The sequence below is a fragment of the Bradyrhizobium arachidis genome (assembly GCF_015291705.1).
GTDB classification, from domain to species: Bacteria; Pseudomonadota; Alphaproteobacteria; order Rhizobiales; family Xanthobacteraceae; genus Bradyrhizobium; species Bradyrhizobium arachidis.
On the sequence record NZ_CP030050.1, the window covers coordinates 5827133 to 5851064 of the forward strand.

23 protein-coding genes and 1 tRNA gene are annotated in these 23932 nt (G+C 64.3%); 10 read left to right on the top strand and 14 right to left on the bottom strand.

Features of this window, described 5'->3' with window-relative positions:
• The 3 genes from WN72_RS27240 to WN72_RS27250 all read left to right on the top strand — a co-directional run bounded on the left by WN72_RS27240 (position 1) and on the right by WN72_RS27250 (position 4214).
• Positions 1-1134, top strand: coding sequence for a glycosyltransferase family 4 protein (locus WN72_RS27240; protein WP_027559541.1), 1134 nt, complete (start codon positions 1-3; stop codon positions 1132-1134).
• 117 nt (positions 1135-1251) lie between these two features.
• Positions 1252-2799 carry an undecaprenyl-phosphate glucose phosphotransferase gene (locus WN72_RS27245; RefSeq protein WP_092213901.1) on the top strand — a complete coding sequence of 516 codons (1548 nt, stop codon included), beginning with the start codon at positions 1252-1254 and terminating at the stop codon, positions 2797-2799.
• 158 nt (positions 2800-2957) lie between these two features.
• Positions 2958-4214 carry an O-antigen ligase family protein gene (locus WN72_RS27250; RefSeq protein ID WP_027559543.1) on the top strand — a complete coding sequence of 419 codons (1257 nt, stop codon included), beginning with the start codon at positions 2958-2960 and terminating at the stop codon, positions 4212-4214.
• Here WN72_RS27250 and WN72_RS27255 read toward each other — a convergent pair.
• The gene (locus WN72_RS27255) at positions 4183-4659 is read right to left on the bottom strand and encodes a MarR family transcriptional regulator (RefSeq protein ID WP_051378454.1); all 477 of its coding nucleotides are present in this window, start codon (positions 4657-4659) and stop codon (positions 4183-4185) included. The two genes, WN72_RS27250 and WN72_RS27255, sit on opposite strands and share 32 nt — an antisense overlap.
• A 147-nt stretch (positions 4660-4806) precedes the next feature.
• Between WN72_RS27255 and WN72_RS27260 the strand changes: the two genes are divergently transcribed.
• Positions 4807-6003 carry an FAD-dependent monooxygenase gene (locus WN72_RS27260; RefSeq protein ID WP_092213897.1) on the top strand — a complete coding sequence of 399 codons (1197 nt, stop codon included), beginning with the start codon at positions 4807-4809 and terminating at the stop codon, positions 6001-6003.
• Positions 6004-6128: 125 nt separating this feature from the next.
• On the opposite strand, the gene WN72_RS27265 is transcribed toward WN72_RS27260, so the two are convergent.
• From WN72_RS27265 to WN72_RS27280, 4 genes are all read right to left on the bottom strand, one after another.
• Positions 6129-7304, bottom strand: coding sequence for a saccharopine dehydrogenase family protein (locus WN72_RS27265; protein ID WP_092213895.1), 1176 nt, complete (start codon positions 7302-7304; stop codon positions 6129-6131).
• Between the two features lie 29 nt (positions 7305-7333).
• Entirely contained in the window at positions 7334-8512 is a 1179-nt protein-coding gene (locus WN72_RS27270) for a saccharopine dehydrogenase family protein (RefSeq protein ID WP_027559547.1), read from the bottom strand.
• Between the two features lie 9 nt (positions 8513-8521).
• Complete coding sequence (locus WN72_RS27275) at positions 8522-9304, bottom strand: DUF169 domain-containing protein (RefSeq protein ID WP_027559548.1); 783 nt, start codon at positions 9302-9304, stop codon at positions 8522-8524.
• A gap of 61 nt (positions 9305-9365) precedes the next feature.
• Complete coding sequence (locus WN72_RS27280; protein ID WP_231164040.1) at positions 9366-10082, bottom strand: YdcF family protein; 717 nt, start codon at positions 10080-10082, stop codon at positions 9366-9368.
• Between the two features lie 233 nt (positions 10083-10315).
• On the opposite strand from WN72_RS27280, the gene WN72_RS27285 reads away from it, so the two are divergent.
• From WN72_RS27285 to WN72_RS27295, 3 genes are all read left to right on the top strand, one after another.
• A complete protein-coding gene (locus WN72_RS27285) occupies positions 10316-11257 on the top strand; it encodes an acetamidase/formamidase family protein (RefSeq protein WP_027559550.1) in 942 nt (313 codons plus the stop codon).
• A gap of 199 nt (positions 11258-11456) precedes the next feature.
• A complete protein-coding gene (locus tag WN72_RS27290; protein WP_007603456.1) occupies positions 11457-11654 on the top strand; it encodes a hypothetical protein in 198 nt (65 codons plus the stop codon).
• 72 nt (positions 11655-11726) lie between these two features.
• Entirely contained in the window at positions 11727-12206 is a 480-nt protein-coding gene (locus WN72_RS27295) for a GcrA family cell cycle regulator (protein WP_027559551.1), read from the top strand.
• Between the two features lie 341 nt (positions 12207-12547).
• Here WN72_RS27295 and WN72_RS27300 read toward each other — a convergent pair whose 3' ends face one another.
• On the bottom strand, positions 12548-14104 hold the full coding sequence (locus tag WN72_RS27300; protein ID WP_027559552.1) for a porin: 1557 nt from the start codon (positions 14102-14104) through the stop codon (positions 12548-12550).
• 405 nt (positions 14105-14509) lie between these two features.
• On the opposite strand from WN72_RS27300, the gene WN72_RS27305 reads away from it, so the two are divergent.
• Entirely contained in the window at positions 14510-15016 is a 507-nt protein-coding gene (locus WN72_RS27305; protein WP_167380687.1) for a MarR family winged helix-turn-helix transcriptional regulator, read from the top strand.
• A gap of 116 nt (positions 15017-15132) precedes the next feature.
• Here WN72_RS27305 and WN72_RS27310 read toward each other — a convergent pair whose 3' ends face one another.
• Together WN72_RS27310 and WN72_RS27315 are read right to left on the bottom strand one after the other, a co-directional pair.
• Complete coding sequence (locus WN72_RS27310) at positions 15133-16242, bottom strand: alpha/beta hydrolase family protein (RefSeq protein ID WP_092213889.1); 1110 nt, start codon at positions 16240-16242, stop codon at positions 15133-15135.
• Between the two features lie 274 nt (positions 16243-16516).
• A complete protein-coding gene (locus tag WN72_RS27315) occupies positions 16517-17488 on the bottom strand; it encodes an SDR family NAD(P)-dependent oxidoreductase (protein WP_092214332.1) in 972 nt (323 codons plus the stop codon).
• Positions 17489-17944: 456 nt separating this feature from the next.
• On the opposite strand from WN72_RS27315, the gene WN72_RS27320 reads away from it, so the two are divergent.
• Positions 17945-18184, top strand: coding sequence for a hypothetical protein (locus tag WN72_RS27320; protein ID WP_027559556.1), 240 nt, complete (start codon positions 17945-17947; stop codon positions 18182-18184).
• Between the two features lie 123 nt (positions 18185-18307).
• On the opposite strand, the gene WN72_RS27325 is transcribed toward WN72_RS27320, so the two are convergent.
• Positions 18308-19282 (bottom strand): alpha/beta fold hydrolase, encoded by a 975-nt coding sequence (locus WN72_RS27325; protein WP_167380686.1) that lies wholly within the window; start codon positions 19280-19282, stop codon positions 18308-18310.
• A 123-nt stretch (positions 19283-19405) separates the two neighbouring features.
• Here WN72_RS27325 and WN72_RS27330 point away from each other — a divergent pair, with 123 nt between their 5' ends.
• On the top strand, positions 19406-20038 hold the full coding sequence (locus WN72_RS27330; RefSeq protein ID WP_027559558.1) for a TetR/AcrR family transcriptional regulator: 633 nt from the start codon (positions 19406-19408) through the stop codon (positions 20036-20038).
• Positions 20039-20436: 398 nt separating this feature from the next.
• On the opposite strand, the gene WN72_RS27335 is transcribed toward WN72_RS27330, so the two are convergent.
• The 5 genes from WN72_RS27335 to plsX all read right to left on the bottom strand — a co-directional run bounded on the left by WN72_RS27335 (position 20437) and on the right by plsX (position 23754).
• Positions 20437-20514, bottom strand: a tRNA-Pro gene (locus tag WN72_RS27335).
• A gap of 125 nt (positions 20515-20639) precedes the next feature.
• Positions 20640-21215: a MerR family transcriptional regulator gene (locus tag WN72_RS27340; RefSeq protein ID WP_027559560.1), complete on the bottom strand. Its 576-nt coding sequence runs from the start codon at positions 21213-21215 to the stop codon at positions 20640-20642.
• Positions 21216-21241: 26 nt separating this feature from the next.
• Positions 21242-21583 carry an integration host factor subunit alpha gene (locus tag WN72_RS27345; RefSeq protein WP_026311906.1) on the bottom strand — a complete coding sequence of 114 codons (342 nt, stop codon included), beginning with the start codon at positions 21581-21583 and terminating at the stop codon, positions 21242-21244.
• Positions 21584-21715: 132 nt separating this feature from the next.
• Positions 21716-22696, bottom strand: coding sequence for a beta-ketoacyl-ACP synthase III (locus tag WN72_RS27350; protein WP_027559561.1), 981 nt, complete (start codon positions 22694-22696; stop codon positions 21716-21718).
• On the bottom strand, positions 22693-23754 hold the full coding sequence (gene plsX, locus WN72_RS27355; protein WP_092213881.1) for a phosphate acyltransferase PlsX: 1062 nt from the start codon (positions 23752-23754) through the stop codon (positions 22693-22695). Before plsX ends, WN72_RS27350 begins: the two co-directional genes overlap by 4 nt.
• Between the last annotated feature and the right edge of the window lie 178 nt (positions 23755-23932).

A 23932-nucleotide genomic window follows, 5' to 3' on the forward strand; every position in this document is an offset into this window, starting at 1 on the left:
ATGCCCCCCTCTTCCGACCGGCCGCTCCGCATCCTCCACGCCGTACGCGCGCCCGTCGGCGGCATCTTCCGCCACATCCTCGACCTCGCCAACGGGCAGGTTGACCGCGGCCATCATGTCGGCATTCTCGCCGACAGTCTCACCGGCGGCGAGCGCGCCGAGAAGGCACTTGTCGAGCTCGCGCCGCGGCTCAAGCTCGGCGTGCATCGGCTCGCAATCCGCCGCGAACCTTCTCCGGATGATTTCCTGGTGTGGCTGCGGATGCGCCGCCTGATCGCCGGCCTCAAGCCCGACGTCATGCACGGTCACGGCGCCAAGGCCGGCGCCTTCGTCCGGATGCGGCGGCGCTCCGACGACACCATTCGCATCTACACCCCGCATGGCGGCTCGCTGCATTACCCTCTCCACACGTTCAAGGGCGAATTCTACGCACGCCTGGAACGCACGCTGATGGATGCGACGGACCTGTTCCTGTTCGAGAGCGCCTTTGCCCGCAACACCTATCAGCGCATCGTCGGCACGCCCAAGGGCGTGGTGCACTGCGTCTTCAACGGCGTGACGTCGGAGGAGTTCGAGCCTGTTATCACCGCGGAGGATGCCACCGATCTCGCCTATGTCGGCGAGTTCAGGCACATCAAGGGCGCAGATCTGCTGGTCGATGCGGTGGCGCGCCTGCATGCAGGCGGCAGGAAGGTGACGCTGACGCTCGGTGGCGATGGCGAGGAAACGGCGACCTTGAAAGCGCAGGTCGAGAAGCTCGGCCTCGCCGGTGCCATTCGCTTCATCGGCCACGTCAAAGCGCGCTACGGCTTCTCCAAGGGCCGGCTGCTGGTGGTGCCTTCGCGCGGCGATTCCATGCCTTATGTCGTGATCGAAGCGGGAGCGGCCGGCATTCCCATGATCGCCGCCCGGGTCGGCGGCATCCCCGAGATCTTTGGTGCCGACAGTCCGGCGCTGTTCGCGCCGAGCAATGCCGAAGCGATGGCGGAAGCAATTGCAGCCGCGCTGGACGATCCACAAGGAACCGCACAGCGTGCATCCTCTCTGCGCGAGCGCATCTCCGCGCATTTCTCGCAGCAGGCGATGGTCGATGGCGTGCTCGCGGGCTATCGCGACGCATTTGCCAATCATTAACATTGTTCGGGTCGCTTTAGAAAATCTTCCGATTTGTTCGATAATCGACGTGCCAGGGATGCTCACCCGGGGCGCAAAGTCGCTGCCCGCGGGTCTTTGGAATGGACGTGGACGCCCGTGGAACCGCTCAACGCACGCTCGATGCTCGATGCCGCGACCAGCGCCGCGGCCGTCCCGGTTGATAAACCCTTCGTCGAACGACGCCGCCGGCTTTCGCCGGCCGCGCTCGATGTCGTCAACCAGAAGGTCGCTCGCGCCTATTCGCCGATCGTGATCACAGGCTTCGTGCGCGCGGCCGACTTCACGCTGCTGAGCCTCGTCGGCGCCGCACTCTATGTCGGCTATGTCATGCCGCTGTCCGGCTTCAGCTGGGTCTATCCTGCGCAGATCGTTGCCGTCGCGGTGGCCGCCGTGGTCTGCTTCCAGGCTGCCGACATGTACCAGGTGCAGCTGTTCCGCGGCCATCTGCGGCAGATGACGCGGATGATCTCGTCCTGGTCGTTCGTCTTCCTGCTGTTCATCGGCGTCTCCTTCTTCGCCAAATTCGGCAGCGACACGTCGCGGCTCTGGCTCGCCGCCTTCTTCTTTCTCGGACTTGGCGTGCTGATCGGCGAACGCCTCGTGCTGCGCTCGCTGGTGCGCAACTGGGCCCGTCAGGGTCGCCTCGACCGCCGCACCATCATCGTCGGCTCCGACCGCAACGGCGAGGAGCTGGTCGAGGCGCTGAACGCGCAGGAAGACTCGGACATCCACGTGCTCGGCGTGTTCGACGACCGCAACGACAGCCGCGCGCTCGACACCTGCGCCGGCGCCCGCAAGCTCGGCAAGGTCGACGACATCGTCGAGTTCGCGCGTCGCACCCGCGTCGATCTCGTGCTGTTCGCGCTGCCGATCTCGGCCGAGACCCGCATCCTGGAGATGCTGAAGAAGCTCTGGGTTCTGCCGGTCGACATCCGCCTCTCCGCGCACACCAACAAGCTGCGTTTCCGGCCCCGCTCCTATTCCTATCTCGGCGAGGTGCCGACGCTGGACGTGTTCGAGGCGCCGATCACCGACTGGGATTTGGTGATGAAGTGGCTGTTCGACCGCGTTGTCGGCGGCCTTGCGCTGCTCGCGGCGCTGCCGGTGATGGGACTGGTGGCGCTGGCGGTGAAGCTCGACAGCCCCGGCCCGGTGCTGTTCCGCCAGAAGCGCTTCGGCTTCAACAACGAACGCATCGACGTCTACAAGTTCCGCTCGATGTACCATCATCAGGCCGACCCAACCGCCTCGAAGGTCGTCACCAAGAACGACCCGCGCGTCACCCGCGTCGGCCGCTTCATCCGCAAGACCAGCCTCGACGAGCTGCCGCAGCTCTTCAACGTGGTGTTCTCCGGCAATCTCTCCCTGGTCGGCCCGCGCCCCCATGCGGTGCAGGGCAAGCTCCAGAGCCGCCTGTTCGACGAAGCCGTCGACGGCTATTTCGCCCGTCACCGCGTCAAGCCTGGCATCACCGGCTGGGCCCAGATCAACGGCTGGCGCGGCGAGATCGACAACGAAGAGAAGATCCAGAAGCGCGTCGAGTTCGACCTCTATTACATCGAGAACTGGTCGGTGCTGTTCGACCTCTACATTCTGCTGAAGACGCCGATCTCGCTGCTGACCAAGAACGAGAACGCGTATTGAGTTGAGTTGCTCTGTCATGCCCCGCGAAGGCGGGGCATCCAGTACGCCGAGACGCCGGGGCTGAACCTCGCTGCCGCGGAATACTGGATCGCCCGGTCGAGCCGGGCGATGACAGCGGTGTTTGTGGCGTACCAGTTGCGTAAGCGTATGAGCGTGTGATGGCGTATGCGGCGACAGCCGGTGGAGTGAACGTAGCCGGGCCGGCTGCGCCTGGCGTGCTGGCGCTCCAGCGTGCGCTGGTGTGGCTGGTCGGCGCCTCCGGCGCGATCGTCTTCATCGAACCGAGCCCCTACGAAATCGCGACGCTGCTTGCCACCGTCGCCTTCTTCGCCACCGGTTTGCGGCTGAAGCTCGTGCTGATACCGCTGGTGCTGATGCTGGTCCTGCTCAATGTCGGCTACACCATCAGCGCGATCCCGCTGTTCGAGCAGAGCGAGGTGGTGAGCTGGATCGCGACCTCCTGGTACATGGCAGTCACCGTGGTGTTCTTTGCGATGATCACCTCAGAGGACACCGCCGCCCGGCTCGACATGCTGCTGCGCGGCCTCGTGGTCGGCGCGATGGTTGCCTCGCTCGCGGCGATCGCCGGCTATTTCCACCTGGTTCCGGGCGGCGACGATCTCCTCACCCTCTACGGACGCGCGCGCGGCACGTTCAAGGACCCGAACGTGCTCGGCGCCTTCCTGATCCTGCCGGCGCTGTTCGCGCTCCAGAGCGTGGTCTCCGACAAGCTGGCCAAAGCGCTCCGGAACGTCATCGCCTTCGGCATCATGTCGCTGGCGATCCTGCTCGCCTTCTCCCGCGCCGCTTGGGGCGGGTTGGTGCTGACCTCCGCCTTCATGCTGGCGCTGATGGTCCTGACCAGCCGCACCAATGCGCAGCGCTCGCGCATCGTCGTCATGGCGATCGTCGCCGCCGTGCTGAGCCTCGCGCTGATCGCGGTCCTGCTGTCATTCGATTCCACCGCCGAGATGTTCAAGCAGCGCGCCAGCTTCGACCAGAGCTATGACGAAGGCCGCTTCGGCCGGTTCGGCAGGCACATCCTCGGCGCGGAGATGGCACTCGACCTGCCGCTCGGCATCGGCCCGCTGCAATTCCACCGCTTCTTTCCCGAGGACACCCACAACTCCTATCTCAACGCCTTCATGTCGGGCGGCTGGCTCTCCGGCGTGTGCTATCCCGCGCTGGTCTTCACCACCGTGATCATGGGCTTCCGAAACGTCTTCGTCCGCGTGCCCTGGCAGCGCGCTTATCTTGCGATCTTCTCTGCCTTCGTCGGCACCGTCGGCGAGAGCTTCGTGATCGACACCGACCACTGGCGGCACTTCTGGATGATGCTGGGCGCGATGTGGGGCATGATCGCCGCTGCGCAGGCCTACAAGATCAAGGTTTCGGACGAAGCTTCTTCAGCTTGAGATCAGGACGCTTCTCCGGCGGCGTGTCGAGCAGGCCCTTCAGCGCCTCGGTCGCCGCCAGCACGCCCTTGTAACCCTCGGTCGCGAAGCGCAGCAGCAGCCGCAGTTCCTCATCGGAATAGGCGCCAAATACCTTTTCCATCGCCTGCTGCATCGGCACGTAGAGCTGGCCGATTTTCATCGCCTTCTCCGGCACGACCGAAATGAAGACCTTGCGCCGATCTTTCTCGTCGCGCTCGCGGCGCACCAGGCCGGCCTTCTCGAGTCGGTCGACCACACCGGTGATCGCGCCCGTGGTCAGGCCGGTGACCTCGGCGAGCCGGCCTGCGGTGACGCGGCCCTCCAGATACAGGATGTCCATGCATTCGAGGTCGGAATTGGCAATTCCGGCAACGTTCGCAACGGTCTGGCCATAGAGCACGCCCTGCGCGGACGACCTGCGCATTGCCTCCTCGAGCTCCTGCAACAATGCCACGCGCGCTTTCGTCCTTGACAAGGCTGGCCTCGTATCTTAGTCGATATATATCTTAGTCACTAAGAGATTTAGCAACTTTAATTCCTCCTAGCACCACGGAAACGTCGGGAGCAAGCCATGTCCAGCCCTCCACGCAAGGCCCTGATCATCGGCGCCGGCATCGCCGGGCCAGTCGCGGCGATCCTGCTTCGCCGCGCCGGCATCGAATCCGCGATCTACGAGGCATGGCCCTATTCGAAAGGCATCGGCGGCGGGCTTCAGATCGCGCCGAACGGCATGCAAGTCATGGACGAGATCGGCCTTGCGGGCGAGCTGATCGGCCGCGGCTCGGTCGCGGAGTCCTTCGACTTCTACTCGCAAGGCGGCGAGCGGCTCGGCTCGATCAATCGCGACATGGAACGGCGCTTCGGCCAGCCGGCGGTCAATGTCTGCCGCGCTACGCTGAACGAGATATTGATCGACAAGGCCTGGTGCGCTTGCGTCTCGCTCTATTTCGAAAAGCGTCTGATCAAGATCGAGGATCGCGGCGACCAGCCGATCATTGCCTATTTCGCTGACGGCACCACAGCCGAAGGCGACTTCCTGATCGGCGCCGACGGCGTGCATTCCATCACCCGGCGCCAGGTGGTGCCGGACGGACCGCAGCCGTTCAACACCGGCCTGATCGGCTTTGGCGGCTTCGTGCCGCACGCCGTGCTCGACGGCCGGCCGATCGGCCGGCACGTCGAGACGACGTTCGGCCAGAGCGGGTTCTTCGGCTACGGCTATTGCAGCCCGGATCCGACCGACGGCGTGATGTGGTGGAGCACGCAGCCCGCCCACGGCATGGATGCCGCGATGTTCCGCGCGCTCGACCAGGCGACGCTGAAGCAGCATCTGCGCGGCTTCCACCGCGGCTGGCACAATCCGATCCCCGACATCATCGAAGCCGCGGAGAATATCGTGGTCACCGATACGCTGGACGTCGCGACCCTGCCGACCTGGTCGCGCAAGCGCTCGCTGTTGATCGGCGATGCCGCGCATGCGACCAGCCCGCATGCCGGCCAGGGCGCCTCGCTCGCGCTCGAGGATGCGATGAGGCTCGCACGCCTGATGCAGGACGGCCAGGAGCTCGGCGCCACCTTCCAGGCCTTCGAGGCCGAGCGCCGCCCCCGCGCGGAGAAGATCGTCGCCATGGCCCGCCGCAACGGCAACAGCAAGCGCGAGTTCAGCGCGACCGGCGCGTGGATGCGCAATCAGATGATGAAGTGGCTGCTGCCGCTGGGCGCCAAGAGCATGGACTTCATGTACGCGTATGACGCGCGGGCGGCGTAGCGGCGCACTACCGTAGTAGCGACACCCTGCCGTAGGGTGGGCAAAGCGCAGCGTGCCCACCACTGAGAGAAGGTGGGCACGGCGCGTTGCGCCTTTGCTCACCCTACGAGAGCTACGATGCCAAGCTAGCTCTCCACCTCAAACCTCAGCCCAGCGTTCTCGACCAGCCGCCTGATCAGCTTGTGCTGCATCGCTGCGCCCGGCGTCCAGAGACCAGCCGGCACGTCAGGCGTGTCGCGCAACAGGCAGATCGCGCATTCGGAGACGATCTTCGCCGTTGACGCATAGCCGGGATCGAGATCGCCCTTCACCGCCGCGCGAACCTGACGGCCGTCGGGCGCAATCGCGACATAAAGCAGGTCGTAGTGACCGTTGTCGCGCTCTTCCTTCGTGGGGCCCTCGCCGGGCTTGAGCGCTTCAGGACCTGTCTTTTCGCTGTTGGCGGCCATGACGCGCTTGGCGTTGGCCTGCCCTTCTTCCCCCGCTCCCGTCAGCACCATCTCGTCGTAGACGAAATCCCTGCCATACGGGAATCCCATCAGCATGTTGGAGCGGTGGACGTTGCGCGTATTCAGCGTCGCCATCGCGAACGGGGCGGACCACGATTGCAGGTCCTCCTCGAAAACAGGCCTGTTGCCGCGCGGCTGTTTCGGCCCCTCGAAGCCAGGCGTGAATGCGAAGGGGTCCTTGAGGATCGACACCAGGCTGAGATCCTGCGCGACTGCTTCGAAGGTCACCCTCGCGCTCGCCGAGGTGCCGCCTGAGAACTTCCAGCTGAGGTCGCGGACGCGCCCCTTGACGCGCGGCACTGGCGCTCCGAACACGCGCCTGGCTTCCTCCTGCACGAAGAACGCCCCGAGCTCGAACGGCACGGAATCGAAGCCGCAGGAGAAGATGATGCGCGCACCGCTCGCCTTGGCGGCCGCCTCATGCCTGTCGATCATCTGCTTCAGCCAGATCGGCTCGCCGCAGAGATCCATGTAGTCGGTGCCATCAGCGACACAGGCCGCAAGCAGATCGGATCCGTAAAGCTGGTACGGGCCGACCGTGGTGACGACCAGCCTCGCTTGATCGACCATCGCCCGCAGCGACGCGGGATCAGCGGCATCGGCAACGATGAGGGGCGTGTCCGCGGGGGCTCCGATCGCATCGAGAACGGAGGCGAGCTTGTCCCTGCTGCGCCCGGCGAGCGCCCAGCTCGGCGAGCCTTCACCGACATAGTGCGCGGCGAGATACTCGGCGACGAGCTGGCCGGTGTAACCGGTTGCACCGTAGACGACGATGTCGAACTTCGCTGACACAGATCACGCCTTCTGCAGGACCGTGGGCTCTACGCTTCCACCCTGAACGTCAGCCCCGCGTGGTCCTGCAGCCGCTTGATCAGCTTGTGCTGCATCGCTGCGCCCGGCGTCCAGAAGCCGGCGGCGACATCAGTCGCATCACGCAGCATGCAGATCGCGCATTCGGAGATCATCTTCGAGGTCGAGCCGTAGCCGGGATCGCGGTCGCCGGTGACGCCGGCACGCACCATGCGACCGTCCGGCGCGATCGCGACATAGAGCAGGTTGAACAGACCGTTCTCCCGCTCTTCCTTCGACGGCCCCTCGCCCGGCTTGGGCGCGTTCGGGCCGGTCTTCTCGGCGTTGGCCGCCATCACACGTTTCGCGTTGGCCTCGCCTTTTTCGCCGGGACCGGTCAGGACCATCTCGTCGTAGACGAAGTCCTGGCCGTAGGGGAAGCCCATCAGCATGTTGGAGCGATGGACGTTGCGCGTGTTGATCAGCGCCATCATGAACGGCGCGGCCCAGGATTGCAGATCCTCCTCGAGCAGCGCCCTGTTGCCCTTCGGCTGTTTCGGACCGGTGAAGCCCGGCGTCAGCGCGAACGGATCGTTCAGGATCGCAACGAGGCTGATATCCTTTGCGACCGCATCGAAGGTCGCCTTCGCGCTCGCCGCCGTTCCGCCCGAGAGCGTACCGCGCATGTCGCGCACGCGCCCCTTCACGCGCGCGGCGGGAGCGCCGAACGCGCGTTTGGCCTCGTCCTGCACGAAGAACGCGCCGAGCTCGAACGGCACGGAATCGAAGCCGCACGAGAACACGATGCGTGCGCCGCTCTGCTTCGCCGCCGCCTCGTACTTGTCGATCATCTGCCGCATCCAGACCGGCTCGCCGCACAGATCGAAATAATCCGTGCCGCCAGCAACGCAGGCCGCGAGCAGGTCCTCGCCATAGAATTGATACGGACCGACCGTCGTGACGACCGACCTCGTCTGCGCCACCATCGCCTTCAGCGAGGCGGCATCCGACGCATCGGCGACGATCAGCGGCGTATCCGCGGGCGCGCCTATCGCATCGCGCACCGTTTTCAGCTTGTCGAGGCTACGGCCTGCCATCGCCCATTTGAGCGCCTTGTCGTCCTTGTAATGTGCCGCCAAGTATTCGGCGACGAGCTGGCCGGTGAAACCGGTCGCACCGTAGACGACGATGTCGAATTCCTGAGAGCTCATGGTCGTCCCTTACTTTTTCGCGTAACTCACGCCCATGCCGGCACGGACGTCGCTTTGAATACCATAGGGCGGGATCGGATAGCGCAGGCCGTTCTTCGCCAGCGCCTTCATCCCCTCGATCGCCTTGGCGAGATGGGAGGGCTTCAAGGCCATCAGCATCTCCTCGTCCGGCACGCCGCCATAGCGCCGTTCGGCATAGCATGGCAAGGACAGGCTGGGCTCGCCGGTCTTGAGCGCCCTGCCCCAGGAATCCGCGCAAGCGGTCTCGCCGACCACGCCCCATTCGAACTTCTTGTAGCCGGTATACTGCAGGCCGTTGATCAGGATGATCATCTGCCCGGGTGTCGCGTAGACGAGGCAGATGTCGGGCGGATCGAGCCGGCCGCTCTGGAGCGGACTGACCGCGAGCGCCTGGTAGTGCCCGAACGGCACGACGTCCAGCGCCTCCTGGCGCTTGCGCGCATCTTCGGCCGTGCCGTGCCATACGCCGACATAGTTTTCGCCGGCGAGCCATTTTTCGTCCTGTGGCGCGAGGCCGATCACCGCACGGCACTGTGCGCCGACCAGATCGTCGCCGGTGATGCCGACGGTCCAGCCCAGACGCGCGGCCATGCTAACGATCTGGTCGGTGGTATGGATCGCGTTCGGCCGCCGGATTTTCGGGATCGCCTCCATCTCCGCGGCTTGCGCGAACAGCTTCATGCCGATCACCGTCGTCTTCAGTCGCAACAGGCTATTGAGATCGGCGACGAGGCCGGCAAGATCGATCCTGTCTGCGCTCTGCTGCTGCATGGCATCCTCCGGGGCCGGCGATCGCGCGCCGGTGCTGTGTTCTTGTTTTGCAGCCCCCGTTCTAGTCCTTGCCCGGTCCCGGAAGCAACTCGCCGGTCCGTCCCGTGATGCGGTACGCCACAAGGCCGATCCATTCGCGCATGGCGACGTCGGTCTTGCTGAGGCCCTCCGCGCCGTTGCGGGTGAAGGCGAAAAGCGCGTCGCGCCCGCCCATCCGCCAGTCGACGGGATAGGCCTCGACGTCAAATCCGGCCTTGCGGAAGGTCCCCATCGCGCGCGGCATGTGGAAGGCCGAGGTGACCAGGAGCCACCGTTCGCCCGGCTTCGGCATCACCAGCTGCTTCGTGAAGATCGCGTTCTCCCAGGTGTTGCGGGACTCGCGCTCGAGGATCAGCCGCTCCTTCGCGATGCCCAGGCTTTCCAGGATCGGCGCGGAATAGTCGGCTTCCTTGGCCTCGGTCGAGATCAGGTTCGCCGAGCCTCCGGTGAAGACGACGCGCGCATTCGGATAACGGCGCGCGAGCTCGGCCGGCGCAAAGAAGCGATCGGCGGCGTGCGAGACCACCGGCGTGCGGTGCGCCGCCGACAAGTCGGAATCGACGGAGCCGCCGAGCACGATGATGCCGTCGGGCGCGCCGCGCGAGGAGTCCCACGCCGGAAACCGCGATTCCAGCGGGTACATCAGGAGATTGCCGAGTGGCGAAAATGCAACCAACGCCAGCAGGACCAGCGTGGTCACGGCCAGCTTGCGGCCGAGCGATGCAAAGCGCGTCACCATCAGCAGCAGCGACAGGATTCCGAGCTCGATCAGCAGATTGATCGGCAGCAGCGCGGTGCCGAGCGTCTTGGAAAGGACGAAATACAGGGGAGCCTCGCTGGAATGATCATGCCGGACTTGACCGGCCCATCCTTCTTCAGAAAATCTTCTTGAAAGAGGATCGATCGCCGGGTCAAGCCCGGGCTTATCAGGTTCTCATGACGAGCTCTGATGAAACCGGACGGACGCGACAAATGACCCATCATCACCTGCATTCAAGCCCCGAGACCTGCCATTGGGGCTTCTTCGAAGCCGCCCTCAAGCCCGTCCTCACCATCGCGAGCGGCGACGAGGTGACGGCCGACACCATCAGCGGCGGCCCGGACGTGCTGCCCGACCGCAACAAGTTTCACATTCCGCCGGAGATGCACGAGGTTCATGCCAAGAACGAGCGCATGCTGCCCGGCCACATCCTCACCGGCCCGGTCGCGGTCGAGGGCGCCGAACCCGGCGACGTGCTCGCGGTCGAGATCCTCGACGTCCAACTCCGGCAGGACTGGGGCTGGAACATGATCAAGCCGCTGTCGGGCACCCTGCCCGATGATTTCCACGCGACGCGTGTTCTCAACATCCCGCTGGACCAGACGCGGATGGTTGGCCGCATGCCGTGGGGCCTCGACCTGCCCCTCAAACCGTTCTTCGGCGTGATGGGCGTGTCGCCGCCGCCGGCTTGGGGCCGCATCTCCTCGCTGGTCCCGCGCGCGATGGGCGGCAATCTCGACAACAAGGAGCTTGGTGCGGGGGCGACACTGTACCTGCCGGTGTTCGTGCCGGGCGCGCTGTTCTCCTGCGGCGACGGTCATGGTGTGCAGGGCGATGGCGAGGTCTGCGTCACCGCGATCGAGACCGGGCTCCGGGGCCGCTTTCGGCTGACCCTGCGCAAGGATCTCAAGTTCGACTATCCCCGCGCCGAGACGGCGACGCACTACATCACCATGGCGATGGACCCCGACCTCGACCAGTGCGCGGTGCGCGCGCTACGCGACATGATCGTGCTGCTCGGCGAGGTGCGAAACCTGTCACGCGAGGATGCCTACACGCTGTGCAGCCTGGCGGCCGATCTCAGGGTGACCCAGACCGTCAATGGCGCCAAGGGCATCCATTGCATGATCGAAAAGGCGATCGCGCACGGCTGAGCCAAACCGCCTTCCCTGACCTGCTGACGCCACGCCGCCGCCCTGCCTTCCGGGCGGCGCGCTGAGCCGCGCCAAATTTCACGTGTGATTCCAACGGGCTGAGCCACGAACTCAACCTGCATTTGACTTCCACCCCTGAACCTAAATAGAGTCTTAATCGTTACTTTTATGTACCCGAGTAAGAGGCTAGCGTTCGGCCATGGCCACCGAAAAAGCCGAGACTGACCGCATTCCCGTAACCTTGGCGCTCTCGACCATCACCTACCTGGAGAAACTGGTGAGACAGGGCACCCATGGCACCAGCGTTCCCGGCGTCGCGCGGACATTGATCGAGGAAGGCATCCGTCTCGCCATCAAGGACGGGCTTTTGTCGATTCGCGACAATGGCAGGACGTGAGCGCGCAGCGGACGCGAGGCGGACGGATCTTGCGATGCGGATGGCCAACATCTGCAACCTGGGACCGTTACAATGCCTGTTCTCTCACCTACCTGGACTGACGAGCGAATTGAACTTCTGAAGCAGCATTTCGAAGCCGGCCTCTCCTGTCGCGAGATCGCGGCCGATATCGGCGTCAGCCGCAATGCCGTGATCGGCAAGCTGTCCCGGCTCAATCTGACGCGCAGCCGCGCGGTCGAAGACCGCAGGCTCGAGCGAAGCCTTGCGCCGCCGGCCCGCGCGACCCGCGCCGTACCGCGGCTGCAATACGAGATGCTTGCCACGATCTACGGCGAGACCGGCGCGCCCGTGATGGCCGGGCCGATCGATGACACCAATCGCTGCTCACTGCTCGAGCTGTCCGAGAATCGCTGCCGCTGGCCGATCTCGTCGCCGGGCGAAGAAGATTTCTGCTTCTGCGGCAACGCCGCGCCCGACGGCCAGCCCTATTGCGCCGGCCACAGCCGCCTCGCCTACCGGCCGAATTCGCGTGCCCGCGTGATGCGCGGCTAGCTTGTTGGTTGGCGCGTTTTCCTGACGCGAACCGGTATCGACTTCGCTCGAAAACGCTTTCCCCCCAAAAACGAAAAACCTCCGGCGGGGCATCACCGGAGGTCTCTGGAGGCTTAGCGTGAAGCTAAGAGCCGTGACTTTCGTAATCGGCTGAAGAGAATATAGCTGATCAACTCAGGTAAGTAAATAAGTTTGAAGACGATCGAATCGCATGGCTCGTCTTCGTGGCCTGCAGAGGCTGCCGGATTTTCCGAAATCCGTCCCTGCCAGAAGGCCCCTCTCGCAAAAAAGCCCCGGCGGTGTCCCGCCGGGGCTAAGGTCAGATCAGACAGACCTTGAGCTTACCAGTTGCGCTGGGCGCGCAACAGCAGGCTGTAGGTGTCCTGGTCCTTCAGCTCGTAGGTGGCCGCCGGCTTGGCGACGCTCGTCAGAGCACCGGTCGTGATCGTGCCCGAGTACTTCTGGTCGAGATGGCTGTAGGTGAAGTCGGCCGAGAAGGTCAGGTTCTTCACCGGCGTCCAGCGGGTGATGACACCCACCTGGCCGATGTTGAAGTCCGGGTTGCAGGTGCCGGTCAGGGTGGCGAACGCGGCGCTGCCGCAGATCAGGCCCTTGGCCGTGCCGCTGTAGTTGACCGCAGCCCACGCGCCGTACAGCGCCGTGTTCCAGTACGGGCTCCAGTTGTGGGTGTAGGCACCACGGAAGCCGTAGGTCTTGGTCAGCTCCATGCCACCGCCGGGAGCGAACACAGCGTCAGACACGCCGGCAAAGCCGATGCTCTGATAGGCGGCGTTCGAGCTGCCGAACATCGAGTAGCTGGTCGCGGCCAGCTCCTGGAAGTTGTAGCGGCTCGCACCGTCGGTGTAGACGCCCGAGATGTTGATCACGTCGCCAGCGCCGGTCGGGATGTTCTTGATCTGCAAGGCGAGCTGAACGGCCCAGCCCCACTTGTCTTCGGGGTGACCGGTGATTTCGCTCGCACCGTAGTAGGCGGCGTGGTTGTCGTGCGCGGCGACCGACGCCTGGAACAGACCCCAAGCCTGATCGACGCGGACCATGCCGACGAGGTCCGGAGACCGGGTGCCGCCGAGCGTGTTCGAGCCGTAGGCACCGCCGAGAACGCCGGTGGTGGACATGCCCGCGGTGTTCCAGATCGCGGTCTGGAAGACCTGCGTCTGGTCCTGCGCCGAGAACGCAGCCGTCACGCCCTGACCGAAATCAGCGGTGTAGGTGATCTGGGCGACGCCGTTGGTGGTGCCGCTGCCGCCGACCAGCTGGTCGAAGTTGTTGCCGGGATAGTTGATCCAGGGCGCGTCGAACTGCGACACGGCCTTACCGAGAGTGAAGCCGGCGAACTGGATGAAGGCGTAGTAGACGCCGAGCGCGCCGCCCGAGATCGCACCGTCGGTGCCGTTGACGGCGCCGCCGGTCGAACCGACGAGGCCGGTGCCGGCCGCGTTGAGGCCGAGCGTGCCGCTGTACTGGGTCCCGCCAGTGCCCGAGCCGGTGCCGACATAGTTGCCGGTCGTCCAGGTGAAGACCGCGTCGAAATAGGTGCGGACCACGCCGTATTCGGTCGCGGTGCGCGTGTCGATGTTGAGATCTTCACGAGCGCGCATCGAGTAGTAGTTCGTCAGGCGGTTGTTGGCCGCGAAGACGTTGTTGTAGGAAGCGCTGTAGTTGCCGCCGGAATTCAGCGCGACTTCGGCACGCAGATAGCCGCCCAGCTTGATGCAGGTGTCGCTGCCCGGGATGTAGTAGAAACCCGCGCCGTAGAGCGAGCAGACCTTCACGTACTCGACCGCCTTGGCCTTGACCGGAAGATCAGCCGCCTGAGCTCCACCGACGGCGATCAGACCCGCCGCAGTGCCGAGCAAAAGGCTCTTCACCACTTTCATTTAAAACCTCCAAGTTCTCATTTTACGGAGACCGGACCGTGAGGCCCCCCAGATCCCCATCTCTTCAAATCCGCTCGGCCGCTTCGCGCTTTCGGACACACCCGCATTCGACGCGAGGGACGTGAGCGAACCACCTGCAACGGGACGATCGAGTACCCCCCACCGTCACGGAGCAATATGCCTGCGCCGTTCCGCTAATCAAAATAGTTTATCTGCTCAGCTTTGTTGTTTCATTAAACCTGTGCCCCGCGGGCAACACCAGGGTCGACCGATCTGCTGAGTCGGTCATCTTTGTAATTTTAGTGACAAAATTACCCTGCTCTGCACTTGCGTCAGAGCAGGCTTGCGTGGACTATGGCCTTCCACGACACCAGCCCAGAAGAATCAGATCACGGGAGTGACGCTGTGTCCGCAACGAGGAAGGAAGGAGCGCGCCTGCGCTCCATCGGAAATCTCGATATCATCCGGCGTTTCACCTGGGAGATATCGTCGATCAACATGTATCTGGAAGAACTGCGTCAGTTCTGGGCCAGAACGCTCGGCATCAGCGGCCCGCAATGGCTGATACTGATGGCGATCTCCGACCTCGACAAGGACGACGGCATCCCGGTCAACGTGGTCTCCAAGCTGCTCCACGTCGATCCGTCCTTCGTCACGACCCAGTCCAAGCTGCTCGAGAAGAAGGGCCTGTTGCGCCGTCGCCCCTCCCCGACCGACGCCAGGGTGGTCCGCCTCTCCCTGACCGAGAAGACGCAGAAGCACCTGGCGAGCCTCAACGAGCAGTACAAGACCATCAAGGAATTCGTCTTCCAGGAGTTCGACGAGAACGAGCTCACCGAGTTTACCGCCAAGCTAGCGACGCTGAAGACCCGCTTGGAGAAGGCCTGCGTCCGTCTCAGCCTCGACTTCTGACGCGCGACGCCGCCGCTAGAGCATGATCCGGAAAAGTGCGCAGCGGTTTTCCGAAAAGATCACGCTCAAACAATTGCCTAAAGCGCGATGACGATTCGTCCTGATCTCATCGCGCTTTAGATGCGCGCGGCACCGAGCCGCGATTCGAGCCAGTCGAAGATGTATTCGTTGGCAAGACTCGGATTATCCGCATGCGCTTGCGCTGCGCCGGTCTCCGCCGCGGTGAACACCTTGAGCATGACATCCGAGCTGCCGAGCCGGGAGGTCTGAACGATCTGACGGGCCCGATCGGCCTTGAGCCAACCGTCCTCGCCCAGCGTGATCAGCACCGGACAATCGGCGCTGGACGCCATCAGCGGCGCGTGCGGCACCGGGACGATGCTGACGTCGCTCATGGCAAACCGGCTGGCGAAAAAGGCGCGCTCGTGCAGGTCCCACAGTCCGCCATCGCAGACGGCAGCGGCAAGCCGCGGCTCCTGCAACACGGCGCGCGCCACGAAGGAAGAGCCCCAGCCATCGGCGACGATCGCGACGCGGTCGAAATCGACGTCGCGGCGGGTCTCCAGATAGTCCATGACGCCCGGAATCGCGCTCTCGAGATCCCGCCGCCGCAACAGCACGTCGAGATAATCGTCGCGCTGCTCGCCGAACAGATCCAGCGCCAGCATCGAGAAGCCGCGCTCGCGCGCATGCGGCGCCAGCTTGAACAGGAACTCCTCCTTGCGGTGGCCGGGCTCGCCGATGCAGATCACGGTCGGAGCCCGCCCGCCTGCCGCCGTCGCGGGCAGGAAGTAGCCCTGCAAGGCATGATCCTCGATCCAGGGTATCGTCACGACCTCGCCGGACGGGCTGCGCGCCGTGAGATAGCGGCGAGCGCATTCCTGCATCGCGAGCACTGCAACCCAGCGACGCTCGTCGGCCTGGTCCAGCGGCATCGCCGCTGCGCCATAGTAGTTCAGCGCACGCAGCCAATTGCGCTGCGCCGTCGCCATGTGGCCTTCGGCGAACGCGGCTTCGGCACGCTGACGGTTCACTTGCGCGAGCTTCTTCCACTCGCGATGCCAGGATTGCTCGTCGCCCCGCTTGAGCTGGCGCGCGATCATCAGACATTCTGCGATCGTGGCGCCGCCCTCCTGGGCCGCGGTGAGGAGCCGCGTGAATTCAGCGGAGATGTCCTCTCTCTCCGGGCAGAGGGTCCAGTCGTCGGAGAGGCATGCGGGTATCATCGGGAGCTACGCTCTATCATCGCGTTACCCCTGATTCACTAAACTATTTTGGTTCCCTGACCAAGACGCCGTGCGCCGAATGAGACCCGTTTAACATCACCATCGCTTGAACGATGCTTGATAGGCAGCGGTGTCGCATGCGTGACATTCCAATTCGTCATAAGGCGCCGGACATTGGCAGGAGGTGGCACGTAAAATCACCGGCGCACCTCTTGCCATGACGCGCATCATACATAGGTCCGCGCGCCATCGTTGACGGTGTCAGCGGGCAGGTTCAGCCGAGACGCCAGCCGACCTCCTGCGTGAAACTTTCGTAGAAGGCGCGGTCATAGGCTTGCTCCGGCGTGGCTCGCACGCGCTCGTCAAGACGCTTTGCATCGTCGCCCACAAGAATCCGCCATTGCTCCGCCCTGACCCCGTCGAGAATGATCTTGGCGGCCTGCGCGGCGGTCGTCGGCGCATCCTCGAGGAAGCTGCGGGCGCGCTCGGCGAACACCGCCTGGATATCCTCGTCCGACATCCTGTCGGCATCCGGCACGCCGGCCACAACCATCCGCTTGCGGGTCAGCGCGACCTCGTCGGCGTTGAGGCGGTCGGAGCCGTCACTGCTCTGCACCTTGCGCGAATTGGAAACGATCGAGGTGCCGATGTGGCCGGGCATCACCACCGAGCATTTGACGTGCGGTGCATGCAAGCGCAGGTCGTTGATCAGCGCCTCGGTAAATCCCTTCACCGCGAACTTGGCCGAGCTGTAGGCGGTGTGCGCCTGGTTCATGCCGATCGAGGCCCAGAAACCGTTGACGCTCGCGGTGTTGACGATGTGGGCCTCATCCGCGGCGACCAGCATCGGCAGGAAAGTGCGCACGCCGAGATAGACCCCGCCCCAGCAGATGTTGAAGGTACGCTCCCACTGCTCGCGCGTGTTGGTGAACAGACTGCCGCCGCCACCGATGCCGGCATTGTTGAACAACAGATGGATCTTGTCGGTCTTCTGCTGCTCGGCGAGCTCGTCGCGAAAACGCTTGAGGTGATCCTCGATCGCGACGTCGGCGACATGCGTCGTGATGCGCAGTCCCTGCGGCAGCTTCTCGACCTCGCAGAGCCGCCTGGTCTCGGCCATCGCCGCTTCCGAGACGTCGCACATCGCGACATTGCAGCCCTCGGCAACGAGCTGCCGGGCGAGCTCGCGTCCCATGCCCGTGCCGCCGCCGGTGATGACGGCGATCTTTCCTGCAAAATCCTTCATGGGACGTCGGTCCCTCCCCTTGTCGGTCTGTTTCTTTGTGGCCGCGCCACCGATAGCGGCGCGCGCAAAATGTAGCAGCACCGCTTCTGCGCGCAAAAGCGGATCGACACGGCGCGCCGATCAAACATTGCGCCTTATTTCGACGCGCGGACTATTCCGCGCGAATCCGAGACGTGACGAGCTCGGCACGACCCGCAGCTGCCGGCTGACCACGCGATGCACAGCGTATCGAGGCACTGGCCGCCGCTGTGGCGCGGCCGCCACAGGCGATTGATCCCGCCGGTTCCCCGTATTTGTCCGGCTTCGGTTTAAGGGCAATTTTTTTACAATCCGAATCGCCCACTGGAACCGGACGCTGGGTCGAGTCGGCCAGGTCAGCGTGTTGTTTGCGTCACAGGCTCTGGCACTCCGCTTGCATCCTCTTCGTGGTCAGAAACTACCGATGAGGTGACTGGAATGTTCGTGACCGTCGTAGCCGTGCTCTGCCGGCTTGGTGCATCCGCCACAGGCGGCTGCGTCGAAGAAATCGTGACCGACAGCAACATGACGCCCGAGATGTCGATGATGCAGTGTGCGGTCGGCGCACAGGCCCCCTTGGCGAAATGGATGGGCGAGCATCCGATCTATCACGCCAATTGGCGCCTCGAGCGCTACAAATGCGTGCCGGGCCATTACGAGATCAAGGGCCACGCCTAAGGGCCCGCAAAACGACGTCCATCCGAGGAAACGCCCGGGGGCTGCATTGTCCCTCTATGCGGATACTAACAGCGCCAGACTCATCGAGACGGCGCCTTGCGTGACAATGGTCACGCCTTTCCCTCAAGCCACCGCTCGCAAAATGATCCCGCGCGCTTGCCGCCCTTCCGGCGTCGGCATCAGCGCATAATTGTGCGGCTGGTCACGGAGCAGATGCAGCTCGACCGGCACGCCCACCGCCCTCGCCCGCTCCGCAAGATCGACGCTGTCGGGATAGAGCAGATCGCGCGTGCCGGAAAAGATCGTCATCGGCGCAAGCGCGCGGAAGGCGCCATTGAGCGGGCTGACGAAGGGATGGCCGACATCGAGCTCGCCGGCATAAAGGCGCGCGGCCTCGACGATCCCCGGGATGTCCTGGATCGGATCGCGCGCCGCGATCGCCGTCTGCTCCGGGCGGCTGACCGAGGCCTCGGCCGCAGGCGAGATCAGCATCAGCCGGTTCGGCTGCCGATGGCCGCGATCGCGCAGCCATTGGCATGCGGCGAGCGCGAGGCTCGCGCCGGCCGAATTGCCGACCACCGTGACCTTTGCCGGCCCGGCATCCTCCAGCAGCATCCGCAGCAGCTCGGCCGTCGCCGGCACGACGTCCTTCGCCGTGGCGCGCGGAGCCAGCGGATAGATCGGCACGACGCACACGACGCGCGCCTTGCGCGTCATCTGGCCGATGAAGCGCCAATGCGCCGGCACGATCTCGTTGATGTAGCCGCCGCCATGCAGGAACATGACGAAGTTGCAGCCCTCATGACCCGACGACGGCGCTGTGTAATAGACCGGCCAGCCGCCCATCTTGGTCAGCGTCGCCTCGACGCCGCGGCCAAGTCCCGTCGGCTCGAACGAGGCCGGCTGCAACGCGAGCTTCTGCACATGGGCCTGCACCGCCTCGGCTGACGCGAGCTGCTCCTTATACGGAAGCTGCCGCAGCAGCAGGTTGAAGGCGCGGCTTTGCAGACTCGGCGCCGGATCGCGCGGCGCCTGCGCACCGAACATGCAACCGCCGGGGCAAAACTGCAAAGCCGACACAAGTCTTGCAACGCTCATGGTCCGTTCTCCGCCTTGGCTCAGCATCCATATGGCGACAAAGCAGCTTGCCGGAAGGCCGCACTTCGCCGTTATAATGCGAGTGATCGCTCGTTTTTCCTGCTCGCATTTGGATTCGACGCCATGGCGCGCAGGCCGCCGACAAAACCCCGGAAAAATGCCTCGCAAGCGCGCTCGCGCGCCACCGTCGACGCGCTGATCGAGGCAACCGCTCGCATTCTGGTCCGCGAAGGTTTCGAGAAGACCAGCACCAACCGCATCGCCGAAATCGCTGGCGTCAGCGTCGGCTCGCTCTACCAGTATTTTCCGAGCAAGGAGGCGCTGGTCGCCGCCGTGATCGACCGTCACAACGACGAGATCATGCAAATCGTCCGCGCCGCCTTCGTCGAGGTCGCGGAGATGCCGGTCGAGAAGGCGGTGCGCCGGCTCGTCACGGTCGCGATCGAGGCCCATCACATCGATCCGAACCTGCATCGCGTCCTCGCCGAGCAGATCCCGCGCTCGGGGCGGCTGGCCGAAGTCGAGGCCTTCAATCACGAGGTCCACGCCCTCGTGCGCGCCTATTTCGAAAGCCGTCGCAAGGAGATGCGCAAGATCGACCTCGATATGGCGACCTTCATCTGCGTCAGCGCGATCGAGGCGGTGGCGCACAACACGGTGCTGCACCAGGCCGACATGCTGTCCGATAAGACGGTGAAGGTGCTGGTCGACGAGACGACAAGGATGGTGGCGGGCTACTTGCGTCCATCCGCTTAGCACGCGCCGCCCTGTTACAGATCTGTCGCACTTCAAGAAAGCGTGCGCGAGCCTCGTCGAGGTCTTGAACTTGGCGAAAAAGCCCCACTTATCCGGCGAGCGACAAAATACCTGAGAAAGTCAGCTAATGCAGTCACCAGAATGGAAGGCAATGAGCGTCGCCGGAACGATTGCGCTCCTGTCGGTGACCCTGCTGGCCGCCGACGCAACGCTCGACCTGAGCGCCAGCGGGTTCGCCAAGCGCCTCGAAAGCGCGCAGGCGTCCATCGTGGACGCGGTGGGACCGCGCCAGCTCGCCTTCGCCGTCCGGACCTGGGCTCACGGCAAGCCACTGCCCGAGCAGCAGTGCCAGCATAGCGCCGCGATCGCGCAAAGCTTTGGTCCATTTGAGAAGAAAATGGTCGGAGCGAGAGGATTTGAACCTCCGACCCCTAGTCTCCCAGACTAGTGCGCTAACCGGGCTGCGCCACGCTCCGAATGCCGTTCCATTAGCTAGGATCGCCGCGTTGCGCAAGGCGAGGTCACACCATTTTGGTGTCGCGATCTGACAGGCCCCGAGCCCAGCTTCCCGGAACTGCCCGCAAAGCCGGCGAAAAGCGCCTCAGCCGTCCTTCAGCGCCTGATCCAGCATCTCCCGGCAGGCGACGAGGTCAGCGAGCGCACGCCCGAGTCGCTCCCGGTCGACGGCGCTGGGGCCCGCCGGCGCGGCAGCGCCGCCCTTGCGGAAGGTGGTGAGGATTTCCTCGTCATCGACCTCCGTGAAGCGGAAGTCGATGCCCTCCTCCTCATCCCCCTGGTAATCGTCATCGTCAGCGTCAGTGATGCCCGTGATGGGAGCCTCGTCGTCCGGCTCCATCAGGCTCTGGCCGATGGCGTCCTCGATGGCCCCGAACGAGACCGCAGCCGCACCGTCTGCGAGGCCCTGCACCGACTTGACGCCATGCTCCTTCAGGATCCGCTGCACGCCGCGGATGGTGTAACCCTCGCCGTAGAGCAGACGGCGGATGCCCTTGAGCAGATCGACGTCGTCGGGGCGGTAGTAGCGGCGGCCGCCGCTGCGCTTCATCGGCTTGATCTGGGAGAATCGGGTCTCCCAGAACCGCAGCACGTGCTGCGGAATGTCGAGTTCCTGCGCTACTTCGCTGATGGTTCGGAACGCATCCGGCGCCTTGTCCAAATGCCAAATCCTTATCCGGAGGGCGGTTACGCCTCGGGTTGAACCTTGCTGCCATCGCCGTTGGTACGGTGCTGGGCGTTGATCCGTTGCTTCAAGATCGCCGACGGCTTGAACACCATCACCCGGCGCGGCGAGATCGGCACTTCGGTGCCGGTCTTCGGGTTACGGCCGATGCGCTGACCTTTCTTGCGCACCATGAAGGAACCGAACGAGGACAGCTTCACCGTCTCGCCCTTTTCCAGGCAGTCGGTGATCTCCTTCAGCACGAGTTCCACGAAGGCGGACGATTCCGTACGCGACAGGCCCACCTTCTGGTAGACGGCTTCGCAGAGATCGACACGCGTTACGGTTTTACTTTGATCGGTCATCGCCCTGCCCCACATCACGGCGAACAATTGTTGTCTGAAATTATGAGGTTACGGCACGGCGGTCAACAGGGCTCATCAATGCAGACGCATCGATAATCGGCGCTGATTCCGGCAAAATTTTATCGACTGTCGCTACCAGCGCACCAGCGCGGAGCCCCAGGTGAAGCCGCCGCCCATCGCTTCCAGCAGCACCAGGTCGCCGCGCTTGATGCGGCCGTCCTTGCGCGCCACCGACAGCGCCAGCGGGATCGAGGCCGCCGAGGTGTTGCCGTGACGGTCCACCGTCAGCACCACCTTCTGCGGTGCGATATGAAGTTTGTGCGCGGAGGCATCGATGATTCGCTTGTTGGCCTGGTGCGGCACGAACCAGTCGATGCTGTCGGCATTGAGCCCGGTCGCCTCGAAGGCATCGACGATCACGTCGGTGATCATGCCGACCGCATGCTTGAAGACCTCGCGGCCCTCCATGCGCAGATGGCCGACGGTCTGGGTCGAGGACGGTCCGCCGTCGACGAACAGTTTTGCCTTGTGGCGGCCATCGGAGCGCAGATGCGTGGTCACAACGCCGCGGTCGGTCGCGGCCTTGCCCGGCTGCTCCTGCGCTTCCAGCACCACCGCGCCTGCGCCGTCGCCGAACAGCACGCAGGTGCCGCGGTCGTTCCAGTCGAGGATGCGTGAGAAGGTCTCCGCACCGATCACCAGCGCACGCTTGAAGGCGCCGGTGCGCAGGAAATTGTCGGCGGTGGCGAGTGCGAACACGAAGCCCGAGCACACCGCTTGGAGATCGAACGCGGCGCCATGGTTGATGCCGAGCCCGTGCTGCACAGCGACAGCGGTTGCCGGGAATGTATTGTCGGGCGTCGAGGTCGCCAGCACGATCAGCTCGATCGATTGCGCGTCGATGCCGGCATCGGTGAGCGCGGCCTGCGCCGCCTTGATCGCCAAATGCGAGGTGAACTCGCCCTCGGCCGCGATGTGCCGCTCGCGAATGCCGGTGCGCTGCACGATCCACTCGTCGGACGTGTCGATACGCGCCGCCAATTGGGCGTTGGTCACCACCTGCTCCGGCAGGTAGGAGCCGCAGCCGAGCACGACCGAACGAATTTGAGTCACGAAACAGCCTCCTGCGCGGACTGCACGGAATTGAGTGCACCACCCTCGCGGTTGAGCATCTGATTGATCTTGTTCAGGAGATCGTAGTGAGCCATCTCATAGCCAACATCGATCGCATAGGCAAAGCCTTCGGCGTTGATTCCGCCATGGCTTTTGACCACCAGTCCGTTGAGCCCCAGCAACACCCCGCCGTTGGACTTGTTGGGGTCCATCTTGTTGCGCAGGGCCTGGAAGGCGCTGCGGGCAAAGAGATAGCCGAGCTTGGACAGCCAGCTCCGTTGCATCTCGTTGCGGAGTAATTCCGCCATCTGCCGTGCGGTTCCCTCGGCGGCCTTGAGCGCGATATTGCCGCTATAGCCTTCGGTCACGATGACGTCGGCCAGCCCCTTGCCGATGCCGTCGCCCTCGATGAAGCCGATATAGTCGAGTTCCGGCAGGTTCCGCGCACGCAGGATTTCACCGGCCTCGCGGATCTCCTCGTGTCCCTTGATTTCCTCGGTCCCGATGTTGAGCAGGCCGACCGTCGGGCGCGGCTTGTTGAACTGCACGCTCGCCATGGCCGCGCCCATCACCGCGAGCGCCACCAGATGCCGCGCGTCGCCACCGATGGTGGCGCCCAGGTCGAGCACGACGGATTCGCCGCGCCTGGTCGGCCATATCGCGCTGATGGCCGGGCGGTCGATGCCCGGCAGCGTGCGCAGGTGGAAGCGCGACATCGCCATCAGCGCGCCGGTATTGCCGGCGGAAACCGCGACATCCGCCTCGCCCTTCTTCACCGCGTCGATGGCAAGCCACATCGAGGAGGTCTTGCGGCCGCGCCGCAGTGCCTGGCTCGGCTTGTCGGAGCCGCTGACGGCAACGTCGGTGTGGATGATCTTCGAAGTGGTCTTGAGGGCGGGATGTTTCTCGAGTTCTGGCTCGATCCTGGCGCGGTCCCCGACCAGCAGGAATTCGGTGTTGCGATGCCTGCCAAGCGAGATGGCAGCGCCTGGAATGACCACGGCGGCGCCGGCGTCGCCCCCCATGGCGTCCAGCGCGATGCGAACCTTACTTAGCATGAAAGTCCTGGAAACCTGGTCTGGTGCGGTCTTGAACGAGCGGGGCCGCGAAATGGGTTCGCCGTTGATTTGGCGACCGGCCAAGCGCCCCGCCGCACCCGGACCGCGGCGCGACAATAGCGTTTTGTTATCCCGAAACAACCTCTTGCCCCCAGCCTTTTGCATTCAGGACGATCGG

Coding starts and splice junctions, on each gene's coding strand:
- WN72_RS27275 (WP_027559548.1), bottom strand. CDS start 9,304: ATGCAGCAGCAGAGCGCAGACAGGATCGATCTTGCCGGCCTCGTCGCC.
- WN72_RS27250 (WP_027559543.1), top strand. CDS start 2,958: ATGGCGTATGCGGCGACAGCCGGTGGAGTGAACGTAGCCGGGCCGGCT.
- WN72_RS27310 (WP_092213889.1), bottom strand. CDS start 16,242: ATGATACCCGCATGCCTCTCCGACGACTGGACCCTCTGCCCGGAGAGA.
- WN72_RS27300 (WP_027559552.1), bottom strand. CDS start 14,104: ATGAAAGTGGTGAAGAGCCTTTTGCTCGGCACTGCGGCGGGTCTGATC.
- WN72_RS27255 (WP_051378454.1), bottom strand. CDS start 4,659: ATGCGCAGGTCGTCCGCGCAGGGCGTGCTCTATGGCCAGACCGTTGCG.
- WN72_RS27260 (WP_092213897.1), top strand. CDS start 4,807: ATGTCCAGCCCTCCACGCAAGGCCCTGATCATCGGCGCCGGCATCGCC.
- WN72_RS27315 (WP_092214332.1), bottom strand. CDS start 17,488: ATGAAGGATTTTGCAGGAAAGATCGCCGTCATCACCGGCGGCGGCACG.
- WN72_RS27285 (WP_027559550.1), top strand. CDS start 10,316: ATGACCCATCATCACCTGCATTCAAGCCCCGAGACCTGCCATTGGGGC.
- plsX (WP_092213881.1), bottom strand. CDS start 23,754: ATGCTAAGTAAGGTTCGCATCGCGCTGGACGCCATGGGGGGCGACGCC.
- WN72_RS27345 (WP_026311906.1), bottom strand. CDS start 21,583: ATGACCGATCAAAGTAAAACCGTAACGCGTGTCGATCTCTGCGAAGCC.
- WN72_RS27240 (WP_027559541.1), top strand. CDS start 1: ATGCCCCCCTCTTCCGACCGGCCGCTCCGCATCCTCCACGCCGTACGC.
- WN72_RS27270 (WP_027559547.1), bottom strand. CDS start 8,512: ATGAGCTCTCAGGAATTCGACATCGTCGTCTACGGTGCGACCGGTTTC.
- WN72_RS27295 (WP_027559551.1), top strand. CDS start 11,727: ATGCCTGTTCTCTCACCTACCTGGACTGACGAGCGAATTGAACTTCTG.
- WN72_RS27320 (WP_027559556.1), top strand. CDS start 17,945: ATGTTCGTGACCGTCGTAGCCGTGCTCTGCCGGCTTGGTGCATCCGCC.
- WN72_RS27290 (WP_007603456.1), top strand. CDS start 11,457: ATGGCCACCGAAAAAGCCGAGACTGACCGCATTCCCGTAACCTTGGCG.
- WN72_RS27280 (WP_231164040.1), bottom strand. CDS start 10,082: ATGGTGACGCGCTTTGCATCGCTCGGCCGCAAGCTGGCCGTGACCACG.
- WN72_RS27325 (WP_167380686.1), bottom strand. CDS start 19,282: ATGAGCGTTGCAAGACTTGTGTCGGCTTTGCAGTTTTGCCCCGGCGGT.
- WN72_RS27330 (WP_027559558.1), top strand. CDS start 19,406: ATGGCGCGCAGGCCGCCGACAAAACCCCGGAAAAATGCCTCGCAAGCG.